Here is a 12,159-nt window from a genome sequence, read left to right as displayed (position 1 = left end):
GATTCAGTTCTCATCCTTTAGTAGTTTATGATGTAGATATTGTATCATGTGTTCAATTTCCTCTTTGTTTAAGGAATAGTAAATACGATTATTTTCCTTCCTGATATGAATAAGATCACCACTGATAAGAGCATCCATATGATAAGATATCGTAGGTGTTTTTAAATGCATAGCTTTAGCAAGTTCATTACCATACATGGACTTTTTCTTTAACAGAGTTAAAATTTCAAACTTAGATTTATCACTTAAAACCTTTAAGAAATATTCTAATTTCTGTTGCTCATTACGGGATTCATGATAGGAAGTTAAAGATTGGCTTTCTAAACCAGCTCCCATAAGTAAAACATAATGATCTTCTTCTATCAATAATACCAATGAATGATAATTTGCAAAAGAAGGATAAATATAAAGAGGTGTTTCATCGATATTTAAACCAATATGTTCAAAAAATAAACGTAAATCGTTTTCTTTGATATTTTGAGTGCTATGAAAAAGATTATGATCTAAATTTAAAGATTGATAAATATCTTCAAATTGTCTAAAAATATCAAATAAACCATGAATCATAGCAGCAGGATGATAGAGCGTTTCAATAATATCCAGTTTGGCTTCGTTATCAATATTTAATTGTCTGATACTTGCTATAACATCATTTTGAAAATCAATGAATTTTAAAGTATCTTCTCTTAATTCATCAATATGAAAATCAGTAAACTTTTGAATTAAGGTTTCTTCCATATGCTCCTTAGAAAACTCATTGACATGGTAGAAAGCATTTAAGATAAAATCAGCTAAACATAATATTTCATTGTTATCTAATTGATAAGATAAAAAATATTTTTGAAGATTTTTTATCTTTTTTGCTTTTCTTATCAATATGTCATGACTTTTTTTGAAAGTAGAAAAGTTTTCATTTTTTTGTGAGATATTTAAAGATAATGTTTTAGGACCATTCACACATTCAAATCCTAAATCTCGCCATTCTTTATACCATAAAGGTTCATTATATATCGTCATTTTCATCTTGATCAATCACCTCATCTATAGAATTATATAACAATATTCCTCCTACTATCATAACAAATATTCCAGTAAAAATAAAAATATTTTGAATAGAAAATAAAGAACTTAAAAAACTCATTAAAAAGGACACAAGAGGAATAGTAGAAACACCAAAGGAATTCATAATCGCACTAAAACGTGCTAAATAAGTTGGATGTACTTTTTGCAGAACCATTATTTGTCCATACATATTCGCAAACACAACAACTGTTCCAAACATAATTGCCAGTATAAAAAGGCCGAAAGATTTGACAAGTTGTAATGGAAAATAAGAGAATACAATCGAAAAAATATAGAAAATACTAGCACCACCAAATAAAGTCTGAATCATTCTTTTCGCATTCATATAAGAGGCAATATAAGGATAAATAACAGAACCAATAACACTACCTGCACTAAACCCAATAGATAAATAAGAAACCATTTGAGGACCACCATGATAAACTTCAACACTTAAAGCACTAGAAAAAGCATTGATAGGTACCAAAAAAGCATTAATACAACAAGCTAAAATGCAAAGTTGGATCAAAGATGGTTTGGTTTTGGTATATTTGAATCCTTCTTTTAATAGTAATAATGTTGATTGTTTATGAGAAGTGTTTCTTTGAGTGAAATGTAACCAACTGACTAATAAACCACTGATTATAAATGCACTGACATCAACAATGAAAGTGAAAACAATACCACTTGTGCTTAATAGAAAACCAGCTAAACCCATCCCGATAATTTCAGCACCTTTAGATAAAGATGTATGCAAAGATTGAGCGATATCATATTTGTCTTTACTGACAAGCGATGCGACTAAAGGTGTTGAAGCAGGAACACGTAATGTTTCTAAAGTTGAAATCATGAATGTTATGAACATGATGATATAAACATTGAGATGTTCAGTCATATATAAAGTCATCATCAAGATGACAAGTGAGGCACGAATAATATCACTTAACGCCAGGATTCTTTTTTTATTTCTTTTTTCAATAAAAGCACCCATGATTGGTGTAAGGATAATTGTAGGTAAATAGTTTATTCCAAAGTTCACAGCACTATACATAGCATTACCACTCAATGCATAAACAAGCCATGTTAAAGCGAGGGCATCAATAGAATCACCAAAACGATTAAATGCTGATGCAATAGCTAATTTGAAAAATTCTTTTTCATTTTTTAATTGTGTATATTTCATGATATGACCTCCTTGTTAGATTAATATCTAACTATATATTCAATATATATAAAATTATAATGTTAATTAGATAAAAGTCAATAATAATATTAGATAATTATCTAATATAATGGTAGTTGATTTTTATATAAAGATAGTATTTAATAAAGGTAAAGGGGAGTGAGAAGATGTCAAAAGAGGAAACAACACTATTTGTATTTTTAATTGTTGGAGGTCTTGGTGCTGTTTTTACAGTTATTGGATTTTTGATTATATTTCTACAAAAAAGAAAAATACATCTTTGCCAAGACATGACTGAAGGAAAAGTTGTTGATTATGGTTATAGAGGAAATGGTGTGATTGTGCCAGTTGTTGAATATCGTGTTTTTGGAGAAACTTATCGAAGGAAAAGAAGCTTTCGTGGTTATGTGATGAAAAGTTGGAAATCACAAGAAGAACCTTTTGTAAAAGTAACAAAAAATGACTATTTGTCTATAGCTGGTGGGAGAATGGGTAAACGTGATGCTATGCAAATGTGGCCTTTGGAATCACGTATGCCTGTTTATTATAATCCGTCAAAACCACAGATGTCATTTGTAGAAAAGATACCAGAGAAACTATCTATAGTTGGACTTGTTTTTTTGTTGATAGGTGTTTTTTTGATCATCGTTTCTTTGTGTATTGTTTATTTTATGATGAGATAGGAAAATGGAAGAAATAGTGAGTTTTTGCTTTATCTTCAACAAATTTTCGTTATTTCTCTTTGATAAAAATAAGATATATAAGTTTGTATTTTCATAAAAAAAATTGTTATATTTTGAAAAAATGAAAATTTATATTGACAAAATAAAAATGTCCATGTATGATTAACGCATATTAAAAATCGTTGAGCAGGAAAAGTAATATCTTGAACGCTTCAAGCGAGGTAGCACAGAGTGGAAGGCTACTAAGTGGAAAGATGTGAAACGCACCTGTGAGAGTCCATTGGAAAGAGAAGTATAATGGAACGTAACCTGCGTTAAAGGAAAGAGTGGTTAGATATTATATTATCTGACAACTAGAGTGGTACCGTGTTTATGCACCTCTGGATTTATCCAGAGGTTTTTTGTTTTAGAGAGGGTGATGAAATTGCGGCGAGTTCAATGTATAAATAATCAATTGAATAATATAGAAATAATGGAGGAAAATGAAAGATGGAAAAGAAACAATATAAAAAAGTCGTATTAGCGTATTCAGGAGGATTGGATACATCAATTATTATTGCATGGTTAAAAGAAAATTATGGTTGTGAAGTTATTGCTGTGGCTGGAGATGTTGGTCAAGGAGATGAACTTGATGGATTAGAAGAAAAAGCTCTAGCAACCGGAGCTTCTAAATATTATTGTGCTGATTGCAAGGAAGAGTTTGTGAATGATTTTATTTTCCCAGCTATTAAAGCTAATGCTGTTTATGAAGGAAAATATCTTTTAGGAACTTCTCTAGCAAGACCAATCATCGCTAAAAAATTAGTGGAAATTGCTAAAAAAGAAGGGGCAGATGCCATTTGTCATGGTTGTACAGGTAAAGGAAATGATCAAGTCAGATTTGAACTGACAATTAAAGCCTTTGCACCTGAATTGGATATTATTGCACCATGGAGAGTATGGGAATTAAAAAGTAGAGAAGATGAAATTGAATATGCCCAAGCGAGAAATATTCCTTTAAAAATCAATAAAGAAACAAATTATTCTAAGGATAAAAACTTATGGCATTTATCACATGAAGGATTAGATTTGGAGAATCCTGCAAATGAACCAATGTATGATAAGATTCTTGAATTAGGTGTCACACCAGAAAAAGCACCAGATAAGCCAACATATATTACTTTAACTTTTGAAAAAGGAGTACCTGTTGCTTTAAATGGTGAAAAAATGAATGGTATTGATTTAATTACTGCTTTAAATAAAATTGGTGGGGAAAATGGTATTGGTATCATTGATATGGTTGAAAATAGATTGGTTGGTATGAAGTCAAGAGGTGTCTATGAAACACCGGGAGGAACAATTCTTTATAAAGCTCATGCTGATTTGGAAGAAATCACAATTGATAAAGAAACACAACATTTTAAATATCAGGTATCTCAAAAACTAGCAGATATTTTATATAATGGTCAATGGTATACACCACTTACAAAAGCATTATTGGCTTTTATTGATGAAACACAAAAGACTGTCAATGGAGAAGTGAAATTAAAATTATATAAAGGAAATATTATTGGAGCAGGAATGACTTCACCAGATACTTTATATAGTGAACAGACAGCTTCATTTGGAGAGGATGAAGATTATAATCAAATGGATTCTCAAGGATTCATTAATTTATATGGTTTACCTATTAAGGTAAAAGCTTTATTAGATCAACAAAGAAAGAAATAGGGGTTGAAAATATGGCATTATGGGCTGGTAGATTTAAAAAAGAGATTAATGCAGATGTGAATGCTTTTAATTCATCTATATCATTTGATGCAAGAATGTATAAACATGATATTATGGGAAGTCAGGCCCATGCAAAAATGCTGGCAAAACAGGGGATTATTTCAAGACAGGATTTAGATGAAATCTTACAGGGATTGAATGATATTCTTCAAGAAATTGAAGAAGGAAAACTATTGTTTGATCCTGAAGCTGAAGATATTCATATGTTTATAGAAGCAGAGCTGACAAAGCGTTATCCAGTCAGTGGGAAAAAGTTGCATACAGCCAGATCACGTAATGATCAGGTAGCTTTAGATTTAAGATTATATACGCGTGATGAGATGAACGACATTAAAAATATGTTGATAGAGCTGATGAAAGTGATGATCGAAAAGGCTAAGGCTCACACCCATACAATTATGTGTGGTTATACGCATTTACAAAGAGCACAACCCATCACTTTTGCACATCACTTGATGGCTTATGTTGAAATGTTTTATCGTGATTATACAAGATTAGAAGATTGTTTGAAACGTATGAATGTATCACCACTGGGAAGTGGGGCATTAGCCACAACAACATATCCTATTGATAGAATGTTTGTCGCTCAAGAATTAGGTATGGACGATATTATGTATAATTCACTCGATGGTGTCAGCGATAGAGATTATGCGATAGAATTAGCTAATGATTTAGCTATGATTATGATGCATCTTTCACGTTTGAGTGAAGAAATCATCCTATGGTGTTCATGGGAATTTAAATATATTGAATTAGATGATGCTTATGCGACGGGGTCAAGCATCATGCCACAAAAGAAAAATCCAGATATTGCTGAACTTGTCAGAGGAAAAAGTGCCAGAGTCATCAATCATGTTTCAACACTTTTAACGATGATGAAAGGATTACCTTTGGCTTATAATAAGGATATGCAGGAAGATAAAGAAACATTATTTGATAGTATTGATCAAGTGAAAATGTGTTTACCTGTATTTACAGATATGATTAAGACAATGAAAGTGAATGTTGAACGTATGAAAGAATGTGCTGCCAAAGGATTTATCAATGCGACAGATTGTGCTGATTATCTTGTGAAAAAGGGTAGAGCTTTTAGAGATGCTTATAAAACAACAGGACAACTCGTTGCTTATTGTATTGATCATGATGAAGTGCTTGAAACACTTCCGTTAAATGTTTATCAGTCTTTTGATGAAGTTTTTGATGAAGATATTTATCAGGCTATATCACTTTTGACTTGTATTGAAAATAGAAAAGTGGAAGGTGGTCCAGCACCAGTAACTTGTCAAAAAGCAATTGAAAGAATGGTCAAGAAATTGGAGGCATTGAAATGATAAAAGTAGGAATTATAGGTGCCAGTGGGTATGCTGGAGCTGAGCTGTATCGATTACTATTAGGTCATAAAGATGTAGATATTATTGCGATAAGTTCACAAAGTTATGAAGGAAAGATGATTTCTGATTTATATCCATCTTTTTATGGAAGATTTGATATGATGTTGACAAATGATCAGGAAGTATTGGAAAAGGCAGAGATGATTTTTGCTTCCCTTCCTCATGGGCTAAGTGAAAAATATGCGAAAGTTTGTGATGAAAAAGGAAAAAAATTTATTGATTTAGGTGCAGATTTTCGCTTGGATCATGAAAAAGATTATCAACAATGGTATCTTCATGATTATCAATATCCAGATCTTCATGAAAAACAGGTTTATGGTTTAAGTGAAGTCAATCGAGAACAAATTAAGAAAGCAACAATTATTGGAAATCCGGGATGTTATCCAACTTCTATTACTTTAGGACTTTATCCACTTTTAAAACATCATATGCAAAAAGATGAAAAGATTATTATTGATTCGAAGTCTGGAACAACAGGAGCAGGGAAATCATTAACGGAAGACACGCATTTTCCAAAATGTAATGAATCTTTTCATCCTTACAAAATCGCAAGTCATCGTCATACTCCTGAAATTGAACAAGAACTTTCAAAGATGGCTCATCAGAATATAGAAGTTGTATTTACACCACATTTATTGCCAGTCAATCGTGGAATTATTTCTACCATATATGTATCTTTAAAGGACTCTGTATCATGGGAAGATGTTTATGATATTTATCAAAAAACTTATCAAGATGAATATTTTGTAAGAGTCTTACCAAAAGGAAAAGTGGCTGATTTAAAATTTGTACAATATTCTAATTTCTGTGATATATCTTTACACTATGATGCAAGATATCATCAACTTATTATTGTATCAACTATTGATAATATGGTAAAAGGTGCAGCTGGACAGGCTATTCAAAATATGAATTTGATGTATGATTTAGATGAAAAAGAAGGTTTGATGATGATACCAGCATCATTTTAAGGGGGAAAATATATGTTTAAAGATATTGATGGAGGGGTGTGTGCCCCTCTAGGATTTCAAGCCTCTGGAATCCATTGTGGTATTAGAAAAAATAAAAGTAAAAAAGATTTGTCTTTAATTGTCAGTGATGTTATGTGCCATTGTGCGAGTACATATACTCAAAACAAGGTGAAAGGGGCACCCATCTATGTCACACAACAGCATTTAAAGAATCTTGAAGCCAAAGCTATTATTTGTAATAGTGGTAATGCCAATACATGTAATCCTAATGGTAAGGAGATTGCTGATAAAATTTGTCAATTATGTGGACAGGCATTAGGCATTGATAGCGATGATATTGTGGTTGCTTCCACAGGTGTGATTGGACAACCTTTAAGTATTGAACCATTTGAAAATTATATGGAACAATTGGTTCAATCTCTATCTACACAAGGAAGCAGTGATGCCTGTGAAGGAATCATGACAACAGATACTGTCAAAAAAGAATATGCGGTTGAGTTGAAAATTGGTGATAAAATTTGTCACATTGGAGCAATCGCTAAGGGAAGTGGGATGATTCATCCCAATATGGCAACAATGTTAGCTTTTGTGACAAGCGATGTTGCGATTAATAAAGAGATGTTAAATGAAGTCATTCATGAAGTTGTTGATGATACATTTAATATGGTGAGTGTTGATGGTGATACATCAACAAATGATATGTTAACATTGATGTGTAATGGATTGGCTCAAAATCAAGAGATTACACAAAAAGATGAAAATTATTATGTTTTTAAAGAAGCATTCATGTATATTTGTACAAAATTATCTAAAGCGATTGCGAAAGATGGCGAAGGAGCAACAAAGCTATTAACATGTACAGTTTTGCATGGACAGACATTAAAAGATGCAAAAGTTGTAGCAAAATCTGTTATTACAAGTTCATTATTCAAGGCGGCTATGTTTGGTCAAGATGCGAATTGGGGTCGTATCTTATGTGCTATTGGTTATAGTCCAGCACAATATGATATTCAGAAAATTGATGTCGATTTAAAAAGTATTAAGGGGAAAATTCGTGTTTGTGAAAATGGTGGTGGCTATCCTTTTAGTGAGGAAAAAGCTGCTCAGATCTTAAGTGAAGATGAAATAGAAGTGATTGTTGATTTGCATGATGGTGAGTTTGAAGCTGTTGCATGGGGATGTGACTTGACTTATGATTATGTCAAAATCAATGGAGATTATCGCACATAAAGGGGAATAATTATGAATCAAAATGCAATTGTCAAAGCAGAAATTTTATCTCAGGCTTTACCATATATTCAAAAATATCATGATAAGATTGTTGTGATTAAATATGGTGGAAATGCTATGATTAATGAAGAATTGAAAATGAATGTGATTCAAGATGTTGTTTTATTGTCTGAAATTGGGATTAAAGTTATTTTAGTACATGGTGGTGGACCTGAGATTAATCAAACTTTAAAGAAAATGAATAAGGAATCTCAGTTTATTCATGGTTTACGATATACTGATGAAGAAACGATGGATGTTGTTCAAATGGTTTTAGCTGGAAAAACAAATAAGGATCTTGTGAAGTTGATTATGCAAAAAGGTGGAAATGCAGTTGGAATCAGTGGTATTGATAACCAGTTAATCGTTGCGAAAAAACATGAATGTGAAGATGATTTAGGTTATGTAGGAGATATTGTAAAAATCAATGCCCATATTATCATGGACTTATTGGATAAAGGGTATATTCCTGTTGTTTCAAGTGTAGGTTTAGATGAAGAAGGTCATACTTATAATATTAATGCTGATACAGCTGCTGCTGAGATTGCTGCTCAAGTTCAAGCTGAAAATATGATTCTAGTAAGTGATATACCGGGATTATTGATGGATAAAGAAGATGAATCAACACTAATTCCTTTAGTTCATGTTTATGAAGTGAAAGGATTAACAGACAAAGGAATTATTGGTGGAGGAATGATTCCTAAAATAGAATGTTGTGTTCGAGCTATTCGTGAAAACGTTAAAAAAGCAGTGATTATTGATGGACGTATTCCTCATTCTATTTTGATTGAAATGTTATCAAAAGATGGAATTGGAACAATGTTTACAAGATAGGAGGATTATATGGTTAATTTAAAGAATAGAAGTTTTTTAACTTTGAAAGATTATTCTCAAGAAGAAATTCGTTATTTATTGGATTTAGCACATCAATTAAAAAAAGAAAAAAAAGAGGGAAAAATTGGTGAATCTTTAAAAGGAAAGAACATTGTTTTGCTGTTTGAAAAAACATCTACACGTACACGTTGTGCATTTGAAGTGGCTGCTTTAGATGAAGGAGGCCATGTGACATTCTTGAGTAACTCACAAATGGGGAAAAAAGAATCTTTAGAGGATACAGCGAAAGTTTTAGGAAGAATGTATGATGGTATTGAATTTAGAGGCTTTGCCCAAAAAACTGTTGAAGATTTAGCAAAATATTCAGGGGTTCCAGTATGGAATGGCTTAACAGATGTTGATCATCCAACCCAGACACTTGCTGATTTTATGACAATAGAAGAACATCTTCATAAACCTTTAAACAAAGTGAAATTTGTTTTTACAGGGGATATTCGTAATAATGTCTGTTATGGTTTAATGTATGGTGCAGCTAAGATGGGAATGCATTTTGTATGCTTAGGACCAAAAGATTTACAGGTTGATCCAGAGGTTTTTGCCTATTGCCAACAGGAAGCAAAAAAATCAGGTGGAAAAATAGAAATTTTAGATAATATTGATGATGCGGTTAAAGATGCAGATGTGATTTATACAGATATTTGGGTAAGTATGGGTGAAGATGAAGCTTTGTATAAACCAAGAGTTGAAATGTTATCACCTTATAAAGTCACAACCCAAATGATGAAAAAAACTGGAAAAGAAACAACGCTTTTTATGCATTGTTTACCTTCTTTTCATGATTTTGAAACAGAAGTAGCAAAGATAAAATATAAAGAAGGTATTGATATTAGAGAAGTGGAGGATGAAGTTTTCAGATCTTCACAATCTGTTGTTTTTGATGAAGCAGAAAACAGAATGCATACTATAAAGGCTGTTATGGTTGCAACAATAGGGAATAGATAAAGCTGTTTTTTAACGGCTTTTTTTATTTATAGAAGATTTTTGTATAAAATTGAAAAATAAAAAAGAAAAATGAAATATTTTTGTGTATATAAATAATAGAGGGGTTAGAAATATTATATGGTGTTTACTATAAGCAATTATTTGTGTATAATATGTTTCGCCTCTCCTCTATAGGAGGGATTCGTTGATGAAAAAAGATCATGTGTTGAAGGATTTCTTCTCTTATCCTATCCATTTTGCTGACTTCATGAATGCTCTTTTCTTTGATGGTCATGCTATCATCCATCCCTGTGACCTTCACCCTCTTGATTCCAGAGAGATATTTATTGGTGACTTTCTATCTAAGGAACGCACTCATGATGTCATCATGATGTGGGAAAGAAAGGATTTTCAAGCTATCTTGATTCTTGAAGCTCAAAGCAGTGTTGACTTTACAATGGCATCAAGAACACTGCTTTATGATGCACTGGTCTACAACATGCAGGACAAGCGATTCAAGAATCATATGCTGATGCCAGTGATGAGTGTCGTATTGTTTCATGGCGAAGGGAAATGGAATGCTGTGACATCATTGCTGGAAAGAGTCAAAGGACCAGAGGAAATCAAGAGAAAACAGAATGACTGGAAGATGAGGGTTGTAGACATGAAGGAGATGGATGAAAACCTGCTGAAAAATGAAGACAATAAAAAGGTCATCAGTGGATTAAAGACAATATGGAGAAAAGATGAAGAAGGATTAAAGAAGATGATCATTACAAAAGCGGTAGCCAGAGTACTGGCAACACTGACAGGGAGAGAAGATATACTGGAAAAAATGAAAGGAGATGAAGGGACAGTGGAAATGTATTCATTCTGGAAAGATGCAGAGAAATCAGGTATGGAAAAAGGAAAACAACAAGGGAAGTTAGGTTTAATCCTGCTACAATTAAAGAAAATCTTAGGGAAGCTTACACCAGAGCTGGAAATCAAGTTAGAAAAAAGTAGTGAAGAAAGTCTTGATACAATAGGAATACATATTTTAGAAATACATAATGAAGAAGATGTATTAAAATGGTTATAAGCAAAATTTGCTTTCTTAAATAGGTCAATTTTAAGCATAATGTTACAGTTTTGTAATATTATGCTTTTTTCTTTTTATAGTGATAAGAAAACGATATAATAGTTTTAAGATGAGAGGTGATTTGATGAATCCAATACATATAATGATTGTTGAAGATGATGATATACTTGCACGAGAAATTAAAGATTTTTTGATAAGATGGGGTTATCAAGCAGTTACAGCAACACATTTTGAGAATATTATGCAAGATTTTATGAATTATAAGCCTCACTTAATCTTAATGGATATTAATTTGCCTTATTATGATGGATTTTATTGGTGTACACAAATCAGAAATATATCAGAAGTTCCCATTATTTTTATCAGCAGTCGAAATGATGATCATGATAAAATCAGAGCCATCTTACAAGGTGGAGATGATTATGTTGATAAACCATTTCATTTAGAACTTTTAAAAGCAAAAATAGAAGCCATTCTTAGACGAACGTATCAATATAAAGTGAAAGATCAGATGCGTATTAATGAAAATATATATTTTGATAAAATGAAAGGCAGCTTCTTTTATTATGAAAAAGAAATACCTCTAACAAAATCTGAAAGTCAAATTGTATGTTTGTTATTAGAATCAAAGGGAAATGTTGTTTCTAGACAAGAACTTATGGAAACATTATGGAATACGGATGAATTTATATCAGATAATTCCCTTACTGTGCTTATATCACGTTTAAGAACAAAACTCAAAGAAACATGCCATCAAGATATGATTTATACAAAAAAGGAAAGGGCTATTACATTCCATGAAATATATTCAAAAATATTATGTTTATCTACTGATCATTATTTTCATTATATTATCATATAACCTTTATTTTATATACTTAATACCACATGCTAATATACAATACCTTATTTATTTAGATGTAGTCATTATTAT

Annotated in this window: 11 protein-coding genes and 1 other annotated feature; of the genes, 9 read left to right on the top strand and 2 right to left on the bottom strand. The window is 31.7% G+C overall.

The window, feature by feature from the left end; translation table 11 throughout:
• Positions 1-3: 3 nt before the first annotated feature.
• Positions 4-1,023, bottom strand: coding sequence for an ArsR/SmtB family transcription factor (locus ACGHJ8_RS13060; protein ID WP_390540820.1), 1,020 nt, complete (start codon positions 1,021-1,023; stop codon positions 4-6).
• Complete coding sequence (locus ACGHJ8_RS13055; protein ID WP_390540817.1) at positions 1,004-2,245, bottom strand: MFS transporter; 1,242 nt, start codon at positions 2,243-2,245, stop codon at positions 1,004-1,006. Before ACGHJ8_RS13055 ends, ACGHJ8_RS13060 begins: the two co-directional genes overlap by 20 nt.
• 167 nt (positions 2,246-2,412) lie before the next feature.
• Here ACGHJ8_RS13055 and ACGHJ8_RS13050 point away from each other — a divergent pair, with 167 nt between their 5' ends.
• From ACGHJ8_RS13050 to ACGHJ8_RS13010, 9 genes are all read left to right on the top strand, one after another.
• On the top strand, positions 2,413-2,928 hold the full coding sequence (locus ACGHJ8_RS13050) for a DUF3592 domain-containing protein (RefSeq protein WP_205089702.1): 516 nt from the start codon (positions 2,413-2,415) through the stop codon (positions 2,926-2,928).
• Positions 2,929-3,101: 173 nt separating this feature from the next.
• Positions 3,102-3,313: a binding site (T-box leader), on the top strand.
• Between the two features lie 104 nt (positions 3,314-3,417).
• A complete protein-coding gene (locus tag ACGHJ8_RS13045; protein ID WP_087357079.1) occupies positions 3,418-4,638 on the top strand; it encodes an argininosuccinate synthase in 1,221 nt (406 codons plus the stop codon).
• A gap of 11 nt (positions 4,639-4,649) precedes the next feature.
• Positions 4,650-6,029 (top strand): argininosuccinate lyase, encoded by a 1,380-nt coding sequence (gene argH / locus ACGHJ8_RS13040; protein ID WP_211962827.1) that lies wholly within the window; start codon positions 4,650-4,652, stop codon positions 6,027-6,029.
• Positions 6,020-7,060 (top strand): N-acetyl-gamma-glutamyl-phosphate reductase, encoded by a 1,041-nt coding sequence (gene argC / locus ACGHJ8_RS13035; RefSeq protein ID WP_390542455.1) that lies wholly within the window; start codon positions 6,020-6,022, stop codon positions 7,058-7,060. Before argH ends, argC begins: the two co-directional genes overlap by 10 nt.
• A 12-nt stretch (positions 7,061-7,072) precedes the next feature.
• Entirely contained in the window at positions 7,073-8,290 is a 1,218-nt protein-coding gene (gene argJ, locus ACGHJ8_RS13030) for a bifunctional glutamate N-acetyltransferase/amino-acid acetyltransferase ArgJ (RefSeq protein ID WP_087357082.1), read from the top strand.
• Between the two features lie 12 nt (positions 8,291-8,302).
• On the top strand, positions 8,303-9,163 hold the full coding sequence (gene argB / locus ACGHJ8_RS13025) for an acetylglutamate kinase (RefSeq protein ID WP_087357083.1): 861 nt from the start codon (positions 8,303-8,305) through the stop codon (positions 9,161-9,163).
• A 9-nt stretch (positions 9,164-9,172) separates the two neighbouring features.
• On the top strand, positions 9,173-10,165 hold the full coding sequence (gene argF, locus ACGHJ8_RS13020; RefSeq protein WP_390540813.1) for an ornithine carbamoyltransferase: 993 nt from the start codon (positions 9,173-9,175) through the stop codon (positions 10,163-10,165).
• A gap of 187 nt (positions 10,166-10,352) precedes the next feature.
• Positions 10,353-11,225 (top strand): Rpn family recombination-promoting nuclease/putative transposase, encoded by an 873-nt coding sequence (locus ACGHJ8_RS13015; protein WP_390540811.1) that lies wholly within the window; start codon positions 10,353-10,355, stop codon positions 11,223-11,225.
• A 124-nt stretch (positions 11,226-11,349) separates the two neighbouring features.
• Positions 11,350-12,087: a response regulator transcription factor gene (locus ACGHJ8_RS13010; RefSeq protein ID WP_390540809.1), complete on the top strand. Its 738-nt coding sequence runs from the start codon at positions 11,350-11,352 to the stop codon at positions 12,085-12,087.
• The last annotated feature ends 72 nt before the right edge of the window (positions 12,088-12,159 follow it).

The sequence above is a fragment of the Massiliimicrobium timonense genome, from assembly GCF_042850985.1.
Taxonomy (GTDB): Bacteria; Bacillota_I; Bacilli_A; order Erysipelotrichales; family Coprobacillaceae; genus Allocoprobacillus.
Note: the sequence above shows the minus strand (reverse complement) of the source record. Positions and strands in the feature narration are given on the sequence as shown.